The 23943-nt window shown below is 59.1% G+C and carries 22 protein-coding genes; 11 read left to right on the plus strand and 11 right to left on the minus strand.

Annotation, left to right across the window (positions count from 1 at the left end; translation table 11 throughout):
• A partial coding sequence (locus ACIPIZ_RS27395; RefSeq protein WP_401168556.1) for a superoxide dismutase occupies positions 1 to 237 on the plus strand: 237 nt, incomplete at its 5' end.
• Here ACIPIZ_RS27395 and ACIPIZ_RS27400 read toward each other — a convergent pair.
• The gene (locus ACIPIZ_RS27400; RefSeq protein ID WP_105707092.1) at positions 227 to 589 is read right to left on the minus strand and encodes a hypothetical protein; all 363 of its coding nucleotides are present in this window, start codon (positions 587 to 589) and stop codon (positions 227 to 229) included. The genes ACIPIZ_RS27395 and ACIPIZ_RS27400 overlap by 11 nt on opposite strands.
• Positions 590 to 691: 102 nt before the next feature.
• Between ACIPIZ_RS27400 and ACIPIZ_RS27405 the strand changes: the two genes are divergently transcribed.
• The 7 genes from ACIPIZ_RS27405 (at position 692) to ACIPIZ_RS27435 (ending at position 12584) form a co-directional block, all read left to right on the plus strand.
• Positions 692 to 2743: a putative bifunctional diguanylate cyclase/phosphodiesterase gene (locus tag ACIPIZ_RS27405; RefSeq protein ID WP_401168559.1), complete on the plus strand. Its 2052-nt coding sequence runs from the start codon at positions 692 to 694 to the stop codon at positions 2741 to 2743.
• Between the two features lie 213 nt (positions 2744 to 2956).
• A complete protein-coding gene (locus ACIPIZ_RS27410) occupies positions 2957 to 4303 on the plus strand; it encodes an imelysin family protein (RefSeq protein ID WP_064391901.1) in 1347 nt (448 codons plus the stop codon).
• A 277-nt stretch (positions 4304 to 4580) separates the two neighbouring features.
• Positions 4581 to 6008 (plus strand): di-heme oxidoredictase family protein, encoded by a 1428-nt coding sequence (locus ACIPIZ_RS27415; protein ID WP_105707096.1) that lies wholly within the window; start codon positions 4581 to 4583, stop codon positions 6006 to 6008.
• A 27-nt stretch (positions 6009 to 6035) separates the two neighbouring features.
• Positions 6036 to 7100, plus strand: coding sequence for an imelysin family protein (locus ACIPIZ_RS27420; RefSeq protein ID WP_007916589.1), 1065 nt, complete (start codon positions 6036 to 6038; stop codon positions 7098 to 7100).
• Between the two features lie 14 nt (positions 7101 to 7114).
• Positions 7115 to 8215 (plus strand): DUF1513 domain-containing protein, encoded by a 1101-nt coding sequence (locus tag ACIPIZ_RS27425; protein WP_401168562.1) that lies wholly within the window; start codon positions 7115 to 7117, stop codon positions 8213 to 8215.
• 180 nt (positions 8216 to 8395) lie between these two features.
• Entirely contained in the window at positions 8396 to 9544 is a 1149-nt protein-coding gene (locus ACIPIZ_RS27430; protein ID WP_064391909.1) for an efflux RND transporter periplasmic adaptor subunit, read from the plus strand.
• Positions 9545 to 9557: 13 nt separating this feature from the next.
• Complete coding sequence (locus ACIPIZ_RS27435) at positions 9558 to 12584, plus strand: multidrug efflux RND transporter permease subunit (protein WP_122662928.1); 3027 nt, start codon at positions 9558 to 9560, stop codon at positions 12582 to 12584.
• 135 nt (positions 12585 to 12719) lie between these two features.
• Here the strand turns inward: ACIPIZ_RS27435 and ACIPIZ_RS27440 are convergent, their stop codons facing one another.
• The 5 genes from ACIPIZ_RS27440 to colR all read right to left on the minus strand — a co-directional run bounded on the left by ACIPIZ_RS27440 (position 12720) and on the right by colR (position 16444).
• Complete coding sequence (locus ACIPIZ_RS27440; RefSeq protein WP_064391915.1) at positions 12720 to 12947, minus strand: hypothetical protein; 228 nt, start codon at positions 12945 to 12947, stop codon at positions 12720 to 12722.
• Between the two features lie 2 nt (positions 12948 to 12949).
• Entirely contained in the window at positions 12950 to 13663 is a 714-nt protein-coding gene (locus ACIPIZ_RS27445; RefSeq protein ID WP_064391917.1) for a lipopolysaccharide kinase InaA family protein, read from the minus strand.
• 4 nt (positions 13664 to 13667) lie between these two features.
• Positions 13668 to 14336, minus strand: a complete 669-nt coding sequence (locus tag ACIPIZ_RS27450) for a class I SAM-dependent methyltransferase (protein ID WP_064391919.1) — start codon at positions 14334 to 14336, stop codon at positions 13668 to 13670.
• A gap of 162 nt (positions 14337 to 14498) precedes the next feature.
• The gene (locus ACIPIZ_RS27455) at positions 14499 to 15773 is read right to left on the minus strand and encodes a HAMP domain-containing sensor histidine kinase (RefSeq protein WP_064391921.1); all 1275 of its coding nucleotides are present in this window, start codon (positions 15771 to 15773) and stop codon (positions 14499 to 14501) included.
• Complete coding sequence (colR, locus tag ACIPIZ_RS27460; protein ID WP_064391922.1) at positions 15773 to 16444, minus strand: two-component system response regulator ColR; 672 nt, start codon at positions 16442 to 16444, stop codon at positions 15773 to 15775. The genes ACIPIZ_RS27455 and colR overlap by 1 nt, the downstream gene beginning before the upstream one ends.
• Before the next feature lie 220 nt (positions 16445 to 16664).
• Between colR and ACIPIZ_RS27465 the strand changes: the two genes are divergently transcribed.
• A complete protein-coding gene (locus tag ACIPIZ_RS27465; protein ID WP_401168566.1) occupies positions 16665 to 17408 on the plus strand; it encodes a phosphatase PAP2 family protein in 744 nt (247 codons plus the stop codon).
• A 192-nt stretch (positions 17409 to 17600) separates the two neighbouring features.
• Here the strand turns inward: ACIPIZ_RS27465 and groL are convergent, their stop codons facing one another.
• The 4 genes from groL to ACIPIZ_RS27485 all read right to left on the minus strand — a co-directional run bounded on the left by groL (position 17601) and on the right by ACIPIZ_RS27485 (position 21125).
• Positions 17601 to 19247, minus strand: coding sequence for a chaperonin GroEL (gene groL, locus ACIPIZ_RS27470; protein WP_401168569.1), 1647 nt, complete (start codon positions 19245 to 19247; stop codon positions 17601 to 17603).
• A gap of 50 nt (positions 19248 to 19297) precedes the next feature.
• Positions 19298 to 19591 carry a co-chaperone GroES gene (locus ACIPIZ_RS27475; protein WP_007916610.1) on the minus strand — a complete coding sequence of 98 codons (294 nt, stop codon included), beginning with the start codon at positions 19589 to 19591 and terminating at the stop codon, positions 19298 to 19300.
• A 260-nt stretch (positions 19592 to 19851) separates the two neighbouring features.
• Positions 19852 to 20328: an FxsA family protein gene (locus tag ACIPIZ_RS27480; protein ID WP_064391928.1), complete on the minus strand. Its 477-nt coding sequence runs from the start codon at positions 20326 to 20328 to the stop codon at positions 19852 to 19854.
• Positions 20329 to 20393: 65 nt separating this feature from the next.
• Positions 20394 to 21125 (minus strand): HugZ family protein, encoded by a 732-nt coding sequence (locus ACIPIZ_RS27485; RefSeq protein ID WP_064391930.1) that lies wholly within the window; start codon positions 21123 to 21125, stop codon positions 20394 to 20396.
• A 164-nt stretch (positions 21126 to 21289) separates the two neighbouring features.
• Between ACIPIZ_RS27485 and ACIPIZ_RS27490 the strand changes: the two genes are divergently transcribed.
• The gene (locus ACIPIZ_RS27490) at positions 21290 to 22048 is read left to right on the plus strand and encodes an SDR family oxidoreductase (protein WP_064391936.1); all 759 of its coding nucleotides are present in this window, start codon (positions 21290 to 21292) and stop codon (positions 22046 to 22048) included.
• Positions 22049 to 22179: 131 nt separating this feature from the next.
• Here the strand turns inward: ACIPIZ_RS27490 and apbC are convergent, their stop codons facing one another.
• Positions 22180 to 23274 carry an iron-sulfur cluster carrier protein ApbC gene (gene apbC / locus ACIPIZ_RS27495; protein ID WP_122662936.1) on the minus strand — a complete coding sequence of 365 codons (1095 nt, stop codon included), beginning with the start codon at positions 23272 to 23274 and terminating at the stop codon, positions 22180 to 22182.
• 238 nt (positions 23275 to 23512) lie between these two features.
• On the opposite strand from apbC, the gene ACIPIZ_RS27500 reads away from it, so the two are divergent.
• A partial coding sequence (locus ACIPIZ_RS27500) for a class I tRNA ligase family protein (protein ID WP_401168573.1) occupies positions 23513 to 23943 on the plus strand: 431 nt, incomplete at its 3' end.

The raw sequence follows: 23943 nt of genomic DNA on the forward strand, positions 1-23943 counted from the left end.
TCCGGCTGGGGCTGGCTGGTGAAAAAGGCTGACGGTTCCCTGGCTCTGGCCAGCACCATCGGCGCCGGCAACCCGCTGACCAGCGGCGACACCCCGCTGCTGACCTGCGACGTCTGGGAACACGCTTACTACATCGACTACCGCAACGTTCGTCCTAAGTATGTCGAAGCGTTCTGGAACCTGGTCAACTGGAAGTTCGTCGCTGAGCAGTTCGAAGGCAAAACCTTCACCGCTTAAGCTGCGCGCCAGTCAAAAAACCCGGCTTTTGCCGGGTTTTTTTATGCCTGTGATTTATACGCACGGACGAAACCTGCGAACACTCAACGCTTTTGACTTCCTGTAGGAGCTGCCGAAGGCTGCGATCTTTGACGTATTCAAGTACGCCGAAGATCAAAAGATCGCAGCCTTCGGCAGCTCCTACATTGGGGTCGGTTTTTTCCCACTGCTTTGGCTTGCTGCCGCCGTACAGAGGGCTAACATCAAAACAGCGGAAAAAATGCTGCGAACCGCTCAAGTTGAGGGGCGAAACTACCGACATAGTACAAATTAGGGCTAATACTCCAGACAGCAGCATTTCGGCCAGGGCCACAGGCAAATTATCCTGGGCCTGATTGTCCCTTTGACTGCCAACTCGGGATTGCCAATACTCATGGCAAACTGACGCTACCCGCACGGAACAAGGAATAACCCTTTGAAGCTGGAACTCAAGAACAGCTTGTCGGTGAAGTTGCTCCGGGTCGTGCTCCTGTCGGCATTGATCGTCGGTGTGGTCTTGAGCTGCGCGCAGATTGTTTTCGATGCCTATAAAACCCGTCAGGCGGTCGCCGGCGACGCTGAACGAATCCTCGACATGTTCCGCGATCCGTCCACCCAGGCCGTGTATAGCCTGGACCGGGAGATGGGCATGCAGGTGATTGAAGGCTTGTTCCAGGACGACGCGGTGCGTCAGGCTTCCATCGGCCACCCCAACGAAGCCATGCTCGCGCAGAAATCCCGCGACCTGCAGCACTCCAACAGCCGCTGGCTGACCGACCTGATCCTCGGCCAGGAGCGCACTTTCACCACGCAATTGGTGGGACGCGGCCCGTACAGCGAATATTACGGTGACTTGAGCATCACCCTCGACACCGCCACCTATGGCGAGGGTTTTATCATCAGTTCGGTGATCATTTTCATTTCTGGCGTATTGCGCGCACTGGCCATGGGCCTGGTGTTGTATCTGGTCTATCACTGGCTGCTGACCAAACCGCTGTCGCGGATCATCGAACATCTCACCGAGATCAATCCCGATCGCCCCAGCGAACACAAGATTCCGCAGCTCAAGGGCCACGAGAAAAACGAACTGGGTATCTGGATCAACACCGCCAATCAGCTTCTCGAATCAATCGAACGCAACACCCATCTACGCCACGAAGCGGAAAACAGCCTGCTGCGCATGGCTCAGTACGACTTCCTCACCGGCCTGCCGAATCGCCAGCAATTGCAGCAACAACTGGACAAGATTCTGGTCGACGCCGGCAAGCTGCAGCGCCGGGTCGCGGTGTTATGTGTAGGGCTGGATGATTTCAAGGGCATCAACGAACAATTCAGCTACCAGACCGGCGACCAGTTGCTGTTGGCGCTGGCTGATCGCCTGCGCGCCCATAGCGGCCGCCTCGGTGCCCTCGCCCGTCTGGGTGGCGACCAGTTCGCCCTGGTGCAGGCCGATATAGAACAGCCTTACGAAGCGGCAGAACTGGCACAAAGCATTCTCGATGACCTGGAAGCGCCGTTCGCCCTCGAGAATCAGGAAATCCGCCTGCGTGCGACCATCGGCATCACCCTGTTCCCGGAGGATGGTGACAGCACCGAGAAGTTGCTGCAGAAAGCCGAACAGACCATGACTCTGGCCAAGACTCGCTCGCGCAACCGCTATCAGTTCTACATCGCCAGCGTCGACAGCGAGATGCGTCGCCGCCGCGAACTGGAAAAGGATTTGCGCGATGCCTTGCTGCGCGACCAGTTCTACCTCGTCTATCAGCCGCAGATCAGCTATCGCGACCACCGCGTAGTGGGCGTCGAGGCGCTGATTCGCTGGCAACACCCGGAGCACGGTCTGGTGCCGCCGGATCTGTTCATCCCGCTGGCGGAACAAAACGGCACAATCATCGCCATCGGCGAATGGGTGCTCGATCAGGCCTGCAAGCAATTGCGTGACTGGCACGATCAGGGCTTCGCCGATCTGCGCATGGCGGTGAACCTGTCGACCGTACAACTGCACCATGCCGAGTTGCCACGGGTGGTCAACAACCTGATGCAGATGTACCGCCTGCCGCCACGCAGCCTGGAGCTGGAAGTCACCGAAACCGGCCTGATGGAAGACATCAGCACCGCCGCCCAGCACTTGCTGAGCCTGCGTCGCTCCGGCGCACTGATTGCCATCGACGATTTCGGTACGGGCTATTCGTCGCTGAGTTATCTGAAAAGCCTGCCGCTGGACAAGATCAAGATCGACAAGAGCTTCGTTCAGGATCTGCTCGATGACGACGACGATGCGACCATCGTTCGCGCGATCATTCAACTGGGTAAAAGCCTGGGCATGCAGGTGATTGCCGAGGGGGTGGAAACCGCCGAGCAGGAAAGCTACATCATCTCCGAGGGCTGTCATGAAGGTCAGGGTTACCACTACAGCAAGCCGTTGCCGGCGCGTGAGTTGAGTGCCTACCTCAAGCAGGCGCAACGCAGTAACGCGGCCATTCTCTAGAAGGTCAAAAGATCGCAGCCTGCGGCAGCTCCTACATTTGGAATGTGTTCCCCCTGTAGGAGCTGCCGCAGGCTGCGATCTTTTGATCCTGGTGCGTGAATAAGAAATATTTCCAAGCACTCCCTTTACACATAATGCGAAAGATTTGCATTATGTCGCAGTTTTGCGCACCCCCGCGCCTGTCCTATAAACCACCGAAGCAGGATGTTCGCCATGATTCGTATGCCTCTGGCTACCGCCAGTCTGCTGGCCATCGCTATTTCCCTCGCCGGTTGCGGCGAAGGCAAAGACAAGGCCGCCGCTCCGGCCGCACCGACGCCAGCCGCCAGCACCACCGCACCAGCGGCGGCGCCTGCCGCTGCCGGTAAAGTCGACGAAGCCGCCGCCAAGGCTGTGGTCGCGCACTACGCCGACATCGTCTTCGCGGTTTACAGCGATGCCGAATCCACCGCGAAAACCCTGCAGACCGCCGTCGACGCATTCCTCGCCAAGCCGAACGCCGACACCCTGAAAGCTGCCAAGGCTGCCTGGGTCGCCGCGCGCGTTCCGTACCTGCAGAGTGAAGTGTTCCGCTTCGGCAACACCATCATCGACGATTGGGAAGGTCAGGTTAACGCCTGGCCACTGGACGAGGGTCTGATCGACTACGTCGACAAATCCTACGAGCACGCACTGGGTAACCCGGGCGCTACCGCCAACATCATCGCCAACACCGAAGTTCAGGTCGGCGAAGACAAGGTCGACGTCAAAGACATCACCCCGGAAAAACTCGCCAGCCTCAACGAGCTGGGCGGTTCCGAAGCCAACGTCGCCACCGGCTACCACGCCATCGAATTCCTGCTCTGGGGCCAGGACCTCAACGGTACCGGCCCTGGCGCTGGCAACCGTCCTGCTTCGGACTACCTCGAAGGCGCCGGCGCCACTGGCGGTCACAACGATCGTCGTCGTGCCTACCTGAAGTCGGTGACCCAACTGCTGGTCAGCGACCTGGAAGAAATGGTCGGCAACTGGAAGCCGAACGTGGCTGACAACTACCGCGCCACCCTGGAAGCCGAACCGGGCGAAACCGGTCTGCGCAAAATGCTCTTCGGCATGGGCAGCCTGTCCCTTGGCGAACTGGCGGGCGAGCGCATGAAGGTTTCCCTGGAAGCCAACTCCCCTGAAGACGAGCAGGACTGCTTCAGCGACAACACGCACAACTCGCACTTCTACGATGCCAAAGGCATTCGTAACGTCTACCTGGGCGAGTACACCCGTGTTGACGGCACCAAGATGACCGGCGCCAGCCTGTCGTCGCTGGTGGCCAAGGCTGACCCGGCTGCCGACACCGCGCTGAAAGCCGATCTGGCTGCCACCGAAGCGAAGATCCAGGTCATGGTCGATCACGCCAACAAGGGTGAGCACTACGACCAGTTGATCGCAGCCGGCAACACCGCTGGCAACCAGATCGTTCGCGACGCGATCGCGTCCTTGGTCAAGCAGACCGGTTCGATCGAAGCCGCTGCCGGCAAACTGGGCATCAGCGACCTGAACCCGGACAACGCTGATCACGAGTTCTGATCACAGCGTCCGCGTTAAAAAAGGCGACCTTCGGGTCGCCTTTTTCATACCTGCCAAACACAGCCCTTTGTAGGAGTGAGCCTGCTCGCGATAGCGGAGTGTCAGCCAGAAGTTAGTCGACTGACACTCCGCTATCGCGAGCAGGCTCACTCCTACAGGGGTTTTGCATTGCTCTTCAGATTTGCGCTGTATCAAGCAAACGATAATTCCTCTTATTCAAACCCCCTCGCCCTGTTAGACTTTGCGCCTTTATTTTCGCCCGTCCGCAGGATGTCTGATGCCCTCGCTGCCTCTTCGCTTGTCCGCACTGTTTCTGGCCTTGGGCCTGAGTGCCTGCGATGACGCCCCGCGTTTCACCAAGGCCGAGCCCGGTGAAGCACGTTCCGGCGGTGCGGCGACCGTGCGCAAGACCGATCAGAATGCATTCTCCCTGCCCTCTGCCAACCTGCCGCCATCGCGGCGGGTGGATTTCAGCGTCGGCAACAGCTTCTTTCGCAGCCCGTGGGTGATCGCCCCGTCGACGACTACCGCACGCGATGGCCTCGGGCCGTTGTTCAACACCAACGCCTGTCAGGGCTGCCACATCAAGGACGGTCGCGGTCATCCGCCACCGCCGGATGCGCCCAACGCCGTGTCGATGCTGGTGCGTCTGTCGATTCCCGATGCGCCGGAGTTTGCCAAAGTCATTGAACAGGTCGGCGTGGTGCCGGAGCCGGTGTACGGCGGTCAGTTCCAGGACATGGCGGTGCCCGGTGTCACGCCGGAAGGCAAAGTGCGCGTTGAGTACACACCAGTGCCCGTGCGCTTCAAGGACGGCACCGAAGTCGAACTGCGCAAACCGCTGTTGCAGATCACTCAACTCGGTTACGGCCCGATGCACCCGGACACGCGTTTCTCAGCCCGAGTAGCCCCGCCAATGATCGGTCTGGGCCTGCTCGAAGCGATCCCCGAAGAAGCCATCCTCGCCAACGCCGCTGCGCAAGCCAAAGCGAAAAACGGCATCCATGGGCGGCCCAATCAGGTCTGGGATGACGCGCTGCAAAAAACCGTCATGGGCAGATTTGGCTGGAAAGCCGGGCAACCGAACCTCAATCAACAGAATGTTCACGCGTTTTCGGGTGATATGGGCCTCACCACCAGCCTGAGACCCTTCGATGACTGCACCGACGCGCAAACCGCCTGCAAGCAGGCGCCGAACGGCAATGGTCCGAACGGCGAACCGGAAGTCAGCGATAACATCCTGCGTCTGGTGCTGTTCTACAGCCGCAACCTCGCCGTGCCTGCACGCCGTGGCGTTAACGATGCTGACGTCATCGCCGGCAAGAACCTGTTTTTCCAGGCCGGCTGCGATTCCTGCCACACGCCGAAATACACCACCGCCGCCAACGCCGCCGAACCTGAACTGGCCAATCAGGTTATTCGCCCGTACAGCGATCTGCTACTGCATGACATGGGCGACGGCCTGGCTGACAACCGCACTGAATTCCAGGCCTCTGGCCGCGACTGGCGCACCCCGCCATTGTGGGGGATTGGCTTGACGCAAGCAGTCAGCGGTCATACACAGTTTTTGCATGACGGTCGCGCACGCAATCTGCTCGAAGCGGTGCTCTGGCACGGCGGCGAAGCGACAGCGGCGCAGCAACAGGTTTTATCCTTCAATGCCGAGCAGCGTGCCGCGCTGCTGGCGTTTCTGAATTCACTTTAAACATTGATAAAGAATCGGGAGCCCGACATGTTCCGTCCCAAGCTACTGTTCACCAGCCTTGCCGCGCTCGCCCTCGGCGCCTGCTCGCCGCAGGATCCGCAAGCGGTCACCTCGGCGGCCATCGCCAAATCGGTGATCCTGCCGACCTACACCCGCTGGGTCGAAGCCGACAAGCAACTGGCGGTCAGCGCCCTCGCCTACTGTCAGGGCAAAGAAACCCTGGAGACCGCCCGCGCCGACTTCCTCCACGCGCAGAAAGCCTGGGCCGAGCTGCAACCGCTGCTGATCGGTCCGTTGGCCGAGGGCAATCGTTCGTGGCAGGTGCAGTTCTGGCCTGACAAGAAAAACCTCGTCGGCCGTCAGGTCGAGCAACTGGTGGTGGCGCAGCCACAGATCGATGCCGCCGCACTGGCCAAATCGAGTGTTGTGGTGCAAGGCCTGTCGGCCTACGAATACATCCTGTTCGACGCCAAGCCTGACGTCGCCAACGCCGAGCAGAAAGCCAAGTACTGCCCACTGCTGATCGCCATCGGCGAGCGTCAGAAGCAACTGGCCGAAGAGATTCTGCAAAACTGGAACAACACCGACGGCATGCTTGCGCAGATGACCAAGTTCCCCAACCAGCGTTATGCCGACTCCCACGAAGCGATCGCCGATCTGCTGCGTGTGCAAGTCACCGCGCTGGACACCCTGAAGAAAAAACTCGGCACGCCAATGGGCCGCCAGAGCAAAGGCGTGCCACAGCCGTTCCAGGCCGATGCATGGCGCAGCCAGTCTTCGCTGACCGCACTGGAAGCCAGCCTCGCGGCGGCGAAAACCGTGTGGGAAGGCGTCGACAACAAAGGCCTGCGCGGTCTGTTGCCGGCTGAGCAAAAGCCATTGGCCGACAAGATCGACGCCGCTTATGCCGCTTCGCTGAAACTGTTCGACAGCACTCAGCGCTCGCTCGGCGAAATGCTCGAAGACGACGCCGGTCGCCAGCAACTCAACGATATCTACGACAGCCTCAACGTCGTCCATCGCCTGCACGAAGGCGAGCTGGCCAAGGCGCTGGGCATCCAGCTGGGCTTCAACGCCAACGACGGTGACTGATGAGGGCAAGTGCCATGCTGCGACGCCAGGTTCTGACTTTAGGTAGTGCACTGCTGGGAGCAGTGACGCTGGGCGGCTGGACGCTGTTCAAACGCAAGGATCAGAGCCCGCTGTTGCTGTCGGCGCGCGACGATACCGACGGCAAGCACTACGCCGTCGGTTATCGGCTGGACGGCACGCGCGTGTTCGCCACCGAAGTCGGGCAGCGCTGCCACGACATCATCAACCACCCGACGCAGCCGATTGCGCTGTTCGTCGCACGGCGTCCGGGCACTGAAAGCTATCTGATCGACCTGCGCGACGGCGCGCTGTTGCAGACCGTGACCTCGCAGCCGAACCGGCATTTCTACGGGCATGCCGTGGTGCACAAGGATGGTGAGTACCTGTACGCCACCGAGAACGACACGACCGATCCTGGCCGTGGTTTGCTCGGCGTATACAAGTTCGAAGGCGAACGGCTGGTGCACACCGGCGAGATTTCCACCCACGGTCTCGGCCCGCATCAAGTGTCGTGGATGCCCGACGGCGAGACGCTGGTGGTGGCCAATGGCGGGATTCGTACCGAGGCGGAAAGCCGCGTCGACATGAACCTCAACGCCATGGAGCCGAGTCTGGTCTTGATGCAACGCGACGGTACGTTGCTGAGCAAGGAAACCCTCGCCCAGCAGATGAACAGCGTGCGCCATCTGGGCATCGCCAGCGACGGCACCATCGTTGCCGGTCAGCAATTCATGGGCGCCTCGCACGAGCGTTCGGAGTTGCTGGCGATCAAGCGACCGGGGCAGCCATTCGTGGCGTTCCCGGTGCCGGAGCATCAGTTGCAGTCGATGGGGCATTACACCGCCAGTGTTGCGGTGCATAGCGATTTGCGTCTGGTTGCACTGACGGCGCCACGTGGCAACCGCTTCTTTATCTGGGATCTGGACAGCGGTGAAGTGCGCCTCGATGCGCCGTTGCCAGATTGCGCGGGCGTGGGGGCGGTGCAGGACGGCTTTGTCGTGACCTCCGGTCAGGGTCGTTGCCGCTATTACGATTGCCGTCAGGATGAACTGTTGGCCAAGCCGCTGGAGTTGCCGGCGGGGCTCTGGGACAACCATCTGCATCTGATGGCCTGAAACAGCCTTAAAAGATCGCAGCCTTCGTCAGCTCTTACATTGGAATACACTCCTCTGTAGGAGCTGCCGAAGGCTGCGATCTTTTTGCGCCCCCTTGTAATAACTGCCAGTTGGAATCCCCCCTGTACTCGGAGTAATGTGCCCGCCTGTCTCACCTGATTTATCCAAGGAACTGGAAATATGCTGCGTCGCCGCATGCTGATCATGTTGGGTGTTGTGTTACTGATCGTCCTGGTGCTGGGCGGGTACAAAGCCTTTTCGATCTATACGATGATCCAGGGCTTTTCCAAGCCAAAGCCGCCGATCAGTGTCGCCGTGGCCAACGCGACCGAACAGCCGTGGCAGATGCGCCTGCCCACCGTCGGCACGCTCAAGGCGCTGCAAGGCGTCGAGCTGAGCCTGGAAGTCGCCGGCACCGTCACCGAACTCAAATTCGAATCCGGACAGAAGGTCAAGGCCGGGCAACCGCTGCTGCAACTCGACAGCGCCGTCGAAACCGCATTGCTGGAAACCGCCAAGGCTGATCTGGGTCTGGCGCAACTGGACTTCGGCCGTGGCAGTCAACTGGTCGACAGCCGCGCGATCTCCAAAGGCGAATACGACCGCCTCTCCGCCGTGCTGCAAAAGAACAAAGCCACGGTCAATCAGCTCAACGCTTCGCTGGCGAAAAAACGCATCCTCGCGCCGTTCAGCGGCACCATCGGCATCCGTCAGGTCGACGTCGGCGACTACCTTGCCAGCGGCACCAAAATTGCCACATTGCAGGATTTGAGCAGCCTCTACGCCGACTTCTACCTGCCCGAACAATCGGTGCCGAAACTGGCCATCGGTCAACCGGTGCAAATCTCGGTCTCCGCTTACCCCGGGCAAAACTTCGCCGGCAAGATCAGCGCGATCAACCCGATCGTCGAAAGCACCACGCGCAACATTCTGATCCGCGCCACCCTGGGCAACCCGGACGGTAAATTGCTGCCTGGCATGTTCACCAGCCTTGAAGTGCTGCTGCCCGATCCGCAGAAACACATCGTCGTGCCGGAAAGCGCGATCACCTACACCCTTTACGGCAACTCGATCTACGTGGTCGGGCAGAAGAAAGCCGAGGACGGCAACGTCGAGAAAGACGACAAAGGCCAACCAGTACTGATCGCCGAACGCCGCTTCATCGAAACCGGTGAACGCCGCGACGGCTTGGTGATGATCAACAAGGGCGTGCAGAGCGGCGAACAAGTGGTGACGGCCGGCCAGATCAAACTGGACAACGGCGCACACATTGCCATCAGCGACGACAAGACCCTCGGCGAGCAGAACAGTCCGCCTCGCGCTGACTGATCAAGGAATCCCCATGGCTTTTACCGATCCGTTCATCCGCCGCCCGGTGCTCGCCACCGTGGTCAGCCTGTTGATTGTGCTGCTGGGTTTTCAGGCCTGGAGCAAGCTGCCGCTGCGCCAATACCCGCAAATGGAAAACGCCCTGATCACGGTGACCACCGCTTACCCGGGGGCCAACGCCGAAACCATTCAGGGTTACATCACCCAGCCGATGCAACAGAGTCTGGCCAGCGCCGAGGGCATCGACTACATGACCTCGGTCAGCCGGCAGAACTTCTCGGTGATCTCGATTTATGCGCGCATCGGCGCCAACACCGACCGTTTGTTCACCGAATTGCTGGCCAAGGCCAATGAAGTCAAAAACAAGCTGCCGCAGGACGCCGAAGACCCGGTGTTGAGCAAGGAATCCGCCGACGCTTCGGCGCTGATGTACATCAGCTTCTTCAGCAAGGATTTGAGCAACCCGCAGATCACCGACTACCTGTCACGGGTGATCCAGCCAAAACTGGCGACGCTGCCGGGCATGGCCGAAGCGGAGATTCTCGGCAATCAGGTGTTCGCCATGCGCCTGTGGCTCGACCCGGTGAAACTCGCCGGTTTCGGCCTCAGCGCAAGTGATGTGACCAACGCCGTGCGCCAGTACAACTTCCTCTCCGCCGCCGGCGAGGTGAAAGGCGAATACGTGGTCACCAGCATCAACGCCAACACCGAACTGAAATCCGCCGAGGCGTTTGCGGCCATTCCGCTCAAGGTCAGTGGCGACAGCCGGGTGCTGCTCAGCGATGTCGCGCGGGTGGAAATGGGTGCGGAAAACTACGATTCGATCAGCTCGTTCGGCGGCACGCCGTCGGTGTACATCGGCATCAAGGCGACGCCGGGCGCCAACCCGCTGGACGTGATCAAGGAAGTGCGCAAGCTGATGCCGGAGCTGGAAGCGCAACTGCCGCCGAACCTGAAAAGCGAGATCGCCTACGACGCCACGCTGTTCATCCAAGCCTCGATCGACGAGGTGGTGAAAACCCTGTTCGAAGCGGTACTGATCGTGATCGTCGTGGTGTTCCTGTTCCTCGGTGCGCTGCGTTCGGTGGTGATCCCGGTGGTGACCATTCCGCTGTCGATGATCGGCGTGATGTTTTTCATGCAGATGATGGGCTACTCGATGAACCTGCTGACGCTGCTGGCGATGGTACTGGCCATCGGTCTGGTGGTCGACGATGCAATTGTTGTGGTGGAAAACATCCACCGGCACATCGAGGAAGGCAAGACGCCGTTTGATGCGGCGCTGGAAGGCGCGCGGGAAATTGCCATGCCGGTGGTGTCGATGACCATCACTCTGGCGGCGGTGTATGCGCCGATCGGGTTTCTCACCGGCCTCACCGGGGCGCTGTTCAAGGAGTTTGCGTTGACCCTCGCCGGCGCTGTGGTGATTTCCGGCATCGTCGCGCTGACCCTGTCGCCGATGATGTGCGCCTATCTGCTGCGCCATGAGCAAAACCCCAGCGGCCTCGCCCATCGTCTCGACCGCATCTTCGACGGCCTCAAGCGCCGCTACCAGAGCATGCTGCACGGCACGCTGAACACGCGGCCGGTGGTGCTGGTGTTCGCGGTGATCGTGCTGTGCCTGATCCCGGTGTTCCTCAAGTTCACCAAATCGGAACTGGCGCCGGACGAGGATCAGGGCATTATTTTCATGATGGCCACCGCCCCGCAGCCGACCAACCTTGATTACCTGAGCACCTACACCGACGAATTCATCAAGATCTTCAAGGAATTCCCGGAGTACTACTCCTCGTTCCAGATCAACGGCTACAACGGTGTACAGGCGGGCATCGGCGGCTTCCTGCTCAAGCCATGGAACGAGCGCAGCCGCACGCAGATGCAGATCCTCCCCGAGGTACAAGGCAAACTGGGTGCGATCCCGGGATTGCAGATTTTCGGTTTCAACCTGCCCTCCCTGCCCGGCACCGGTGAGGGCCTGCCGTTCGAGTTCGTGGTCAATACGGCCAACGATTACGAACTGCTGCTGCAAGTCGCCGACCGGATCAAGAAGCGCGCCATGGAGTCGGGCAAGTTTGCCTTCGTCGACCTTGATCTGGCGTTCGACAAACCCGAAGTCGTCGTCGATATCGACCGCGCCAAAGCGGCGCAGATGGGCGTGTCGATGCAGGACTTGGGCGGCACGCTGGCAACGCTGCTGGGCGAGGCGGAAATCAACCGTTTCACCATTGATGGGCGCAGCTACAAGGTGATTGCTCAGGTTGAACGGCCCTATCGCGACAATCCGGACTGGCTGAACAGTTACTACGTGAAAAACACCCAGGGCGAATTGCTGCCGTTGTCGACGCTGATCAAAGTCAGTGACCGCGCACGACCGCGCCAGCTCAACCAGTTCCAGCAACTCAACGCGGCGAAGATTTCCGGCTTTCCGCTGGTGAGCATGGGCGAAGCCATCGACACCGTGCTGCAGATCGCCCGCGAAGAGGCACCGGCCGGGTTTGCCTTCGACTATGGCGGTGCATCGCGACAATTCGTCCAGGAAGGCAGTGCCTTGTGGGTGACGTTCGCCTTGGCGCTGGCGATCATCTTTCTGGTGCTGGCAGCGCAGTTCGAGAGTTTCCGCGATCCGCTGGTGATTCTGGTGACGGTGCCGCTGTCGATCTGCGGGGCGCTGATTCCGCTGTTCCTTGGCTGGTCGAGCATGAACATCTACACCCAGGTCGGGCTGGTAACGTTGATCGGTCTGATCAGCAAACACGGGATCCTGATCGTCGAATTCGCCAACCAGTTGCGCAAGGACAAGGGGCTGACCGCACGCGAGGCGGTTGAGGAAGCCGCGGCCATTCGTTTGCGCCCGGTGTTGATGACCACGGCGGCGATGGTGTTTGGCATGGTGCCGTTGATTCTCGCCACGGGTGCCGGTGCGGTCAGCCGTTTTGATATCGGTATGGTGATTGCCACGGGGATGTCGATCGGCACATTGTTTACGCTGTTTGTGCTGCCGTGCGTTTACACCTTGCTGGCGAAACCTGATAAGCCTTGAAAGCAAAAAGATCGCAGCCTTCAGCAGCTCCTACACCGATCCATGTAGGAGCTGCCGAAGGCTGCGATCGTTTGATCTTGCTTGCATAAAAAAGGCCTCGCATCTGCGAGGCCTTTTATGTGGGCTTCAATCGGTTCAACTCTGCGGCCTCATCCCTTGGGAAAGTCCGAACATGAACAGCAACAGATCATGATCGGGTTTGGTCGCCACGGAGGCTTTTGCCACCCGCGGTACTGCGCAGTGGGCGTCGTCGAACGACGCACCCACAACCTGCATGCGGGGCTGCTCCCAGGCTGCCACCGCCAATGATGCAACTGCCAAGGCTCCAACCAGAAACAAACCTCGTGCAATTTCTAGTTTCATCGCTATAAACCTTTGATAGCGCTGCCAAACGCCGTCTCATAAAAATAGACGAGTTTTTTCCAGTCTGTTTCGCTGAACGACGAATGGCGGCGCAATTGCTTCATGTCGTGGGAGGCGGCGCGATGAGCGGTCAGACGCTGGCGGCATTTCTCCAGATCGATCAGCGCAACTTCGACCTTGGCCGAATCGCCTTCGCCAGTGACCCGCACGAACACGTGTTTGATATAGATGCAGCTGTGCTGCCAACGACCCTTGTGCATGCGCGCGAGGTTTTCGGCGAGGTCTTTCAATACGCGTTCGTAAACGGCTTCACCGTATTGCGCACGCCCGCCTGCCGCTTCCCATTTTTCCAGCTCGTCAAAGCCATCCAGCGACTTGGTCACCAACAGCGCACGCCACTTGTACTGCGGATCAGGCTGAGCGCCGCAGAAAACGATTTCCGGCACCCGCACCCCGATTTTGCTGACGCCGGTCAGGGCATCCAGCTCACGCAATACCGTCGGGCGACCGAAAGGGTGCAACCAGCTGCGATAGATATGCCCGGTCTGGCGCTTTGCATACAACAACTGGCCGTCACGTCCCATGACCCGTTGCACACCACTTTCGCCACCACGGCGGACGTTGGGCTCTTCTACCCACTCACCGTGCTGGTTCCAGTAATAGTCAAAGCGATCCTGCGGAGCGACGCCCGTTTCTGCTGCAAATTGCACTGCCATCCCACTACCTCTTGCGTAATACGTAAACCCGCCACATGGCATAGAGCGGGATGAAATCCAATTGTTCCTGAATGCGGAACCCTGCGGCCTCGAATTCTTTCTCGACCGTAGCGGCCGGTAACACAAAACGGTTCTGGTAACCTTCCTGCCCACGCTTGGCCTCGGCCTTTTTGCGTTTCCAGGCCTTGAAGTTGCCATCCACCCACAGCGAAATGATCACGCTGTCGCGGGTGACGCGCTCGAACTCACGCAGAATGGCCCGTCGATGCTCGGCTTCACCGATGTGATGGAGCAAACGCATGCAGAAAATGCTATCGACGGCATTATCAGGCAAAGCAATGTCGAACGCAGATGTGTGCAAGGGTTGTACCCGCTTCACCACATCGGCCGCTTGCGCCTGCATCGCCGTCTTGATCATCGATTCGGAGTTGTCCGCGCCAATGATCACCCGATTCGGTTTTTCTGCCAGTAGTGGCCAGAAACGCCCCGCACCGCACGGCAAATCCAGCACCAGCCCTGGTTCACCGGCCAACGTCAGCGCTTTTCGGGCCAACTGTTCGTCACGCCAATGGGACAACCGCCGACCGAGATTGGCTTGATGCTTGCGCAAATATTTTTGCGCGTGCTTGTCGTCGTACTTTTCGGAAAAATCGAGTTTGATCGGGCCGGCCATCACCAGGACTCCTGAATTGCTGTTGTCACCACCTTAGGGAGCAGCGTGTCAGCGTCAGGTCATCCATTTGTGAAAAAATTGTTGGGTAAACCGCCAAACTATTTCAAGGTTATACAGGATTTAGACAGGTTGGCGGGAGTGGCTGGGTGCCACCACCGCCTCTCAGGCTTTGCCCAGATCAACTTCGAAGCGACAGCCATTGGGCTCCATGGTGCTCAAGGACACCGTCCAGCCCTGGTCTTCGCAGATGCGCTGTACCAGTGACAAGCCCAGCCCCAATCCCTCTCCCCGCTTCTCACTGCCACGGACAAACGGCTCGAACATCGCCTCGCGTTTTTCTTCGGGGATACCCACGCCCGAATCCTCGACCACAAACCCGTTGGCATTGAGCGCCAGGCGAATGAAGCCCTGCTCGGTGTAATGCAATGCATTGCGCAACAGGTTGCCCATGACAGCATTCAACAGGGTCGCGTTATAACGGGTATCCCGCAGACTGCCCGGCTCATAAAGCAGTTTCAGACCTTTGCTTTGAATGGGCCCGCGCCACAGACAAAGCAGGTTTTCGGCTACTTGGGCAAGGTTTTGCTGAGGCGCCATGCCAGCGTCTTCATGCTGAGCGCGAGCAAGCATGAGGAAAGTCTGTACCAGCTCGCGCATCTCTTCGCTGGCACGAGCGATGCGCTCAACCTGAGAACGTCCACGCTGATCGATGCCCGGGTTTTCCAGTAACAATTCACAGGAGCTCGCCAGCACCATCAGCGGCGTTCGCAATTCATGGCTGACGTCACTGGTAAACAAGCGCTCGCGGGTCAGCGCCTGCCGTAAACGTCCCAGTGTGGCATCGAAAGCCACCGCCAATTCCCCGACTTCGTCAGCCGCGTAATCGGGCGCCAGCGGTGGCGCCAATCCGAGCAGTTGATCACGATGGCGCACCTGCCGTGCAAGGCGTACAACCGGCGCCATCACTTTGCGTGCCAGCACCCAGCCAAGGAATACCGCCAGCGCCAGACTGAGCACAAAACCCACCAGCACTACGGCAAACAAAACACGCTCGCGCTCTTCGAAATCGCTTTGATCCTGCAGCAGCACATAACGGCGACCGTCGACGATTTCGACCATTGCGTGGTACGACAGCTGCTCGCGAAAGACTTCGTGGAAACCCGAATCGAGGTGACGCAGATCCTTCGGCAGTTCGAAATCGCCCGGCCCACCACTGAAATAGAACAGTTGATCGGGCTCCGGCCGGTGGCTCCAGTCCGAGACGTTGTCCATCAAAAGCAGACGCTGCAGGTCACCGCCCAGCCCCGCCGAAATCAGCTTTTCTTCCACCAGATGCACGGTCGCGACGATGCCCATGGCGAAGGCGCCAGCCACCAGCGCACTCATCAGCGCGAAGGCGATGATGATCCGTTGGGAAAGGCTCTGTCTAAACTCCATTACGCATCGGCCAGGCGGTAACCCACGCCGTGCACGGTATGCAGCAGTGGTTTGGCAAAAGGTTTGTCGATCACTTGGCGCAGCTGGTGCACATGGCTGCGCAGGCTGTCGCTGTCCGGGCAATCATCGCCCCACAGCGCTTCTTCGAGGACTTCACGGCGCAAGACGTGCGGGCTTTTCTGCATCAACACGGCCAGCAATTTGAGGCCGACCGGATTAAGTTTGAGCAGCTTGCCGTCGCGCGTCACTTCCAGCGTATCAAGGTCATAGCTCAAATCCGCCACTTGCAACGCCCGTCGTCCGCCGCCCTGTGCACGGCGCATCACCGCTTCGACGCGTGCCGCCAGCTCGGACAAGGCGAACGGTTTGATCAGGTAATCATCGGCACCGGACTTGAAACCCTGCAAACGGTCATCAAGCTGATCGCGGGCGGTGAGCATGATCACTGGCGTGTCGCGGCGGGCATCTTCACGCAGACGTTTGCACAGGGTGTAGCCGTCGATCCCCGGCAACATGATGTCGAGCACGATCAGGTCGTAATGCTCGGTGGCCGCCAGATGCAGTCCCGACAGACCGTCCTGGGCACAATCGACGGTATAGCCCTTGAGGCCCAGATAATCGGCCAGATTGGCCAGGATGTCGCGGTTGTCTTCGACCACTAGGATTCGCATGGGCACCTCTTCCGTACACGGTAACGGCCGTCTTGGCCCGCGCAGCTTAAGGCCAAGTGTGGCTTACCGCTAGGCATGTGTTGGGTTGTTTGCGGAGAAAATCGTTCATTGTGCCGGGCAACGTTTTTTTCACTTTCGATTAACAAATCCTCGACGCCGGCACGCGCAGACTCCCCGCGGCTGCGCTCCTCAGAACACACTTACCGACCAAGGAATCATCATGGTGTCGACCTCTGCCCGTCCCGTTTCCAGGCCGCTGAATTTCTGGTGGTGCCTGGGATTACCTGCCATTGCGGCGATCATTCTGGTACTGCTCGAACTCACCGATCTGGACATGTATCTGGCCAGACTGTTTTACGACCCGGTCGCGGGCGACTTTATCGGGCGCCACAGTTACTTTCTCGAAGACATCCTGCACGACCGCGCCAAAGAACTGGTAATCGCCTTTTCGGTGTTTGCGATCCTCGGTTTCATCGGTGCGTTCTTCATTGAGCGGCTGAAACCGTTCAAGCGTGAGTTGGGTTGCCTGGTGTTGTCGCTGGGGCTGGCGACGTCTTTCGTCACGCCAGTCAAAGCCGTGACCGCCGTGCAGTGCCCGTGGAGCCTTGAGCAATTTGGCGGCCATGAGACTTACAGCAAGCTGATGGAGCATCGTCCGCAGACCGACAAGCCTGGTCGTTGCTGGCCGGGGGGGCATGCGGCTACCGGGTTCACCTTGTTTGCGCTGTTTTTTGTGCTGCGTGACCGCCGTCCGCGTCTGGCCAGACAGGCGTTTATCTTCGCCTTTGCACTGGGCTCGGTGTTTTCGATCAGCCGGATGATGCAGGGCGCGCACTTCTTTTCACACAACGTGTGGACGGCGATTTTCTGCTGGTTGATTTGCCTGGGCTCGTATTACTGGGTGCTGTATCGCCCGGCGGTGAAGGCTGAGGTAGTCGCCAAGGCACAACCGGTCAGCGCCTGAAACACCAATCCAATGGTGGGAGCGAGCCTGCTCGCGAAGGCGTCGGTTCAGCCAACATAAATGTTGAATGACACACCGAATTGGCGAGCAGGCTCGCTCCCACATTGATTCGCGGTGAAGCCAGGATCTGGACAATAAAAAACCCCGCTGACTCGCGTCAGCGGGGTTTTGCGTTACAGGGGTAAGGCAGGCTTACATCATGCCGCCCATGCCACCCATGCCGCCCATGTCTGGCATGCCGCCGCCAGCGCCGCCATCTTTCTTCGGCGCGTCAGCTACAGCTGCTTCGGTGGTCAGGATCAGACCGCCGATCGACGAGGCTGCTTGCAGAGCCGAACGGGTCACCTTGGTTGGGTCCAGGATGCCCATTTCGATCATGTCGCCGTACTCGCCAGTCGCAGCGTTGTAACCGAAGTTACCTTTGCCGTTCTTGACTTCATTGACCACAACGCTTGGCTCGTCGCCGCTGTTGGCAGCGATCTGACGCAGCGGAGCTTCGATTGCACGGCGCAGAACAGCGATACCTACGTCCTGATCGGCGTTGTCGCCTTTCAGGTCAAGGATGGCTTCCAGTGCACGGATCAGCGCAACGCCACCGCCAGGTACCACGCCTTCTTCAACGGCTGCACGGGTAGCGTGCAGGGCGTCTTCAACGCGGGCTTTCTTCTCTTTCATTTCAACTTCGGAACCAGCGCCAACCTTGATCACTGCAACGCCGCCGGACAGTTTGGCCAGACGCTCTTGCAGTTTTTCACGGTCGTAGTCCGAGGAAGTTTCGGCAACCTGAGCGCGGATCTGAGCGATACGCGATTCGATGTCGCCTGCAACGCCAGCACCGTCAACGATGATGGTGTTTTCCTTGGAGATGGTCACGCGCTTGGCGCTGCCCAGGTTTTCCAGGGTAGCGGCTTCCAGGCTCAGGCCGATCTCTTCGGAGATAACGGTACCGCCGGTCAGAACAGCGATGTCCTGCAGCATGGCCTTGCGACGGTCGCCGAAGCCTGGCGCCTTGACGGCTGCGACTTTGACGATGCCACGCATGTTGTTCACAACCAGAGTCGCCAGGGCTTCGCCTTCAACGTCTTCGGAAACGATCAGCAGTGGACGGCCGGCTTTGGCAACGGCTTCCAGTACTGGCAGCATTTCGCGGATGTTCGAGATCTTTTTGTCGACCAGCAGAACCAGTGGGTTGTCCAGTTCGGCAACCATGGTTTCCGGCTTGTTGACGAAGTACGGGGACAGGTAGCCACGGTCGAACTGCATGCCTTCTACAACCGACAGTTCGTTTTCCAGGCCAGTGCCTTCTTCAACGGTGATCACGCCTTCTTTACCGACTTTTTCCCTGGCTTCGGCAATGATGTCGCCGATGGAGTTGTCGGAGTTGGCCGAGATGGTGCCTACCTGAGCGATAGCCTTGGTGTCAGCGCATGGCTTGGACAGGTTTTTCAGCTCTTTGACGATGGCGATGGTCGCCTTGTCGATGCCGCGCTTCAGGTCCATCGGGTTCATGCCGGCAGCGACGGCTTTCAGGCCTTCGTTGACGATCGACTGAGCCAGAACGGTAGCGGTGGTAGTACCGTCACCAGCGTCATCGTTGGCACGGGAGGCAACGTCTTTGACCAGCTGCGCGCCCATGTTTTCGAAGCGATCTTCGAGTTCGATTTCTTTGGCGACGGAAACGCCGTCCTTGGTGATGGTCGGAGCGCCGAAGCTCTTCTCGAGGATCACGTTACGGCCTTTCGGGCCCAGGGTCGCTTTTACTGCGTCAGCCAGGACGTTGACACCAACGAGCATTTTCTTGCGGGCGGAATCGCCGAATTTAACTTCTTTAGCAGCCATGATCGATATTCCTTAAATACTTTGTAGTAGCGGGAAAATGAACGGGGGTATCAGCCTTCGATAACAGCGAGGATTTCGTTCTCGCTCATTACCAGCAGGTCTTCGCCGTCGACTTTCACAGTGTTGCTGCCGGAGTAAGGACCGAACACAACCTTGTCGCCTTCCTTGACGGACAGTGCGCGCACTTCGCCGTTTTCCAGAGCTTTGCCCGGGCCTACAGCGAGAATCACACCGTGGTTGGCTTTTTCAGCAGCCGAACCTGGCAGGACGATACCGCCAGCGGTTTTCTTTTCTTCTTCGCTGCGACGGATTACGACGCGGTCATGCAGAGGACGAAGCTTCATTGTCGATCTCTCCTAATTGTGGTTTTCATCGGCCGGTGTATTCCCGGCGGGTTTAACAAATCCGGCCTGCGCCGGTTGCGGCTCGTCAAGCGAGTCGCGGAAGACTGACTGGCTCAAATGCCAGAAACCTTTCGGTGACCGATACATAAGGGCGCATAAGCTTATTACAAGGGCGAGGCGAAAAATTTTTCACCGATGTTCTGCACAAAAGCAGCCCATAAATGAACACGGCACCCGAAGGTGCCGTGTCGATATCGCCGTTACTTGGTGTCGCGGTGTTCGAACTCGCCTTCGATCACATCACCCTCGCGGCCCAGAGGCTCGCGCGGCGCCGGACCGCCACGGGGTTGCAGATCGTCGGCGAACGCGCGTTGGCGCATGGCCTGTTCTTCGGCGCGCTGGCGCATTTTGTTCGCCAGCAGACGACGGGAGAACGGCAGCAGCATTACCAGACCGACCACATCACTGATGAAGCCCGGCAGGATCAACAGGCCACCGGCCAATGCCAGCATCAAACCTTCCAGCATGGTTTGCGCAGGCAGTTCGCCGCGGTTCAGGCTTTCACGGGCACGCAATGCAGTGGCCAGACCGGCGACGCGCAGCACGAAAATGCCGAACATCGAGCCGACAATGATCAGCAGCAGGGCCGGGAAAAACCCGATAGCCCCTGCCACTTTGACGAATACGAACAGCTCCAGCACCGGAAACAGCAGAAAGAGCAACAGAAAAGGGCGCATCAAAGTTTCCTCAACGCAAGAAATGCCTTGCAGTAAGCCTTAGATGACGTCGACCTTTCGTGAATTCAAGCGTCGGCCACCTCATTTTTTGGCCAGACCTCGGCGTGAGCCAGAGAAACCAGGGCTTCGCGCACTTGTGTCGGCGTATTACAAAGCGCCGGGAACGGCAGCCAGTACAACGCCTGACCGATGCGCAGGTGCATGCCCTCGGTGTCGATCCCGGCCAGTTGTGCCGGCACGGTTTGCGGCAGACCCGCGAGGTCGACGTAGTGCGCGATGGCTTTGGCGTGGTCGCTGTTCATGTGTTCGACCATGCTGATTTCAGCCTTGCCGGCGAACGGATTGGCCAGGGTCAATTGATCAACCCAATGAATCGCGCCGAAACCGCCGATGTAGCGATGGCGCACCGGGGTCAGCACCCAGAAATCGAAATCGTGGGCTTTGTGGTAATTCTGCGAATCCGGGAAATAACGGTAATAACGCTCGGCGGCGGACTCTATCGCAGCGGCGTCTTCGATCTTTTGCGCTTCAGCCAGATAGGTCAGGCGACCAACGGCTTGCACGTCGTCAGCCTCGCGCTCGCCGACAAGCAATGAGCACTTCGGGTCTTTTTGCAGGTTGTGGGTGTGCTGGGCGATGCGGCTGATCAGGATCAGCGGGCGGCCCTGCTCGTCCAGGCAATACGGCACCACGGAGCCAAAAGGAAAACCGGGCATCGATTTGGAGTGGGTCGACAGCACTCCACGGTATTCCTTGAGAAGCAATTCTCGGGCATTCTTGGCCACTTCAACGCTCAATTTATGACTCCTTAAATAGAATTCGTCGAAAAAACGGACAGGCGCCGGGATTCAAGTCCCAGTCACGCCTTGAGGCAATTCTCATGTGCAAACCCGCCACGGCCGGTGTAGATCGGGAGTCGCTCACAACAATAACTACTCAGACCTGCTATCGGGGCATGCGAATGCAACTCAACGACAAAGTAATCATTATCACTGGCGGTTGCCAGGGTTTGGGCCGCTCGATGGCCGAGTATTTCGCTGGCAAAGGCGCGAAACTCGCGCTGGTCGACCTGAACCAGGAAAAACTCGACGACGCGGTTGCGGCTTGCAAGGCCAAGGGTGTCGAGGCGCGCAGCTATTTGTGCAACGTTGCCAATGAAGAGCAGGTCGAACACATGGTCGCTCAGGTCGCCGCCGATTTCGGTGCGATCCACGGTCTGATCAACAACGCCGGGATTTTGCGCGATGGCCTGTTGTTGAAGGTCAAGGACGGTGAAATGACCAAGATGAGCCTGGCACAGTGGCAGGCCGTCATCGACGTCAACCTGACCGGCGTGTTCCTCTGCACCCGTGAGGTGGCGGCGAAAATGGTCGAGCTGAAGACCAGCGGCGCGATCATCAACATCTCGTCGATCTCGCGCGCCGGTAACGTTGGCCAGACCAACTATTCCGCCGCCAAGGCTGGCGTTGCAGCAGCAACGGTGACCTGGGCCAAGGAGCTGGCGCGTTATGGCATTCGCGTGGCCGGCATCGCACCGGGCTTCATCGAGACCGAGATGACCCTGGGCATGAAACCGGAAGCGCTGGAGAAGATGACGTCGGGCATTCCGCTCAAGCGCATGGGCAAGCCGGAAGAGATCGCGCATTCGGCGGCGTATATCTTCGAAAACGACTATTACACCGGGCGGATTCTGGAGATGGATGGCGGGTTGCGCATCTGACTGACAACACAAAACAAATGTAGGAGTGAGCCTGCTCGCGATAGCGGATTAACATTCAACAAATGTGTTGAATGATCGACCGTTATCGCGAGCAGGCTCACTCCTACAGGGTTATCGGTGTTGCGGATGCATCAATCGTCGCTGATGGTGATGTTCGGCATCGCCGGGGTAGCGGCTTCCTGCAACACGATCCGCGCGCCGACGTGGCGGGCGAGTTCCTGATAGACCATGGCAATCTGGCTGTCCGGCTCGGCGATCACCGTTGGCTTGCCGCCATCAGCCTGCTCGCGGATCAGCATCGACAGCGGCAGCGAAGCCAGCAGTTCCACGCCGTACTGGGTCGCCAGCTTCTCGCCCCCGCCCTCACCGAACAGATGCTCGGCATGTCCGCAGTTCGAGCAGATGTGCACGGCCATGTTTTCCACCACACCCAGCACTGGAATGTTGACCTTGCGGAACATTTCCACACCTTTGCGCGCGTCGAGCAGGGCCAGATCCTGCGGGGTGGTGACGATCACGGCACCGGCCACCGGGACTTTCTGCGCCAGGGTCAGCTGGATATCGCCGGTGCCTGGCGGCATGTCGATGACCAGATAATCCAGATCCCCCCATGCGGTTTGCGTGACCAGTTGCAGCAGCGCGCCGGAAACCATCGGCCCGCGCCAGACCATCGGCGTGTTGTCGTCGGTCAGGAAGGCCATCGACATGACTTCGACACCGTGGGCCTTGAGCGGCACAAACCACTTCTGATCCTTGACCTCCGGGCGGGTGCGCTCGGGGATACCGAACATGATGCCTTGGCTCGGGCCGTAGATATCAGCGTCAAGAATGCCGACCTTGGCGCCTTCGCGGGCCAGCGCCAGTGCGAGGTTGGCGGCGGTGGTCGACTTGCCCACACCACCCTTGCCCGAGGCCACGGCGACCACGTTCTTGACGTTGGCCAGCCCCGGAATCTGCGCCTGCGCCTTGTGCGCGGCGATCACGCTGTTGACTTCAACCTTGGCGGTCACCACGCCGTCGAGGTTTTCGATGGCCAGTTGCAGGAGTTGCGCCCAGCCGCTCTTGAACAGACCGGCGGCGTAACCGATTTCCAGCTGCACATTGACGCGATCACCGACGATTTCGATGTTCTTCACGCATCCGGCGCTGACCGGGTCCTGGTTCAGGTAAGGGTCGGTGTATTGGCTGAGGACGGCTTCCACCGCTGCGCGAGTGACGGCGCTCATGGGCAACTCCGATAACAAGACTGGGAAAAGATGGCGGGTATCGTACCTGAAAAGATTGCAGCCTTCGGCAGCTCCTACCGGGGATTATATGTAAGCGCTGCCGAAGGCTCGGGCCGCGTTCGGACGATCTGTTGATCTTTGCTGTTTCTCATCCAGTGAAACAGGTGCACAGGGTGAAAAATATGCGCCAGCGCTTTATAGTGGCCGACCTCCGTTTCATCAAGTAGCGAAGCCCCACATGTCCGAACCACGCAAGATCCTCGTCACCAGCGCCCTGCCCTACGCCAACGGTTCGATTCACCTTGGCCATATGCTGGAATATATCCAGACCGATATGTGGGTGCGCTTCCAGAAGCATCGTGGCAATCAATGCATTTATGTCTGCGCCGACGACGCCCACGGATCGGCGATCATGCTGCGTGCAGAAAAGGAAGGCATCACCCCGGAACAACTGATCGCCAACGTGCAGGCTGAACACAGCGCCGACTTTGCCGAGTTCCTGGTTGATTTCGACAATTTCCACTCCACTCACGCCGAAGAAAACCGTGAGCTGTCGAGCCAGATCTACATCAAGCTGCGTGACGCCGGGCACATCGCCCAACGCTCGATCACCCAGTATTTCGACCCGGAAAAGAAAATGTTCCTGGCCGACCGCTTCATCAAGGGCAC

This window comes from Pseudomonas sp. NPDC087690, from assembly GCF_044743175.1.
In the GTDB taxonomy this organism is placed as follows: domain Bacteria; phylum Pseudomonadota; class Gammaproteobacteria; order Pseudomonadales; family Pseudomonadaceae; genus Aquipseudomonas.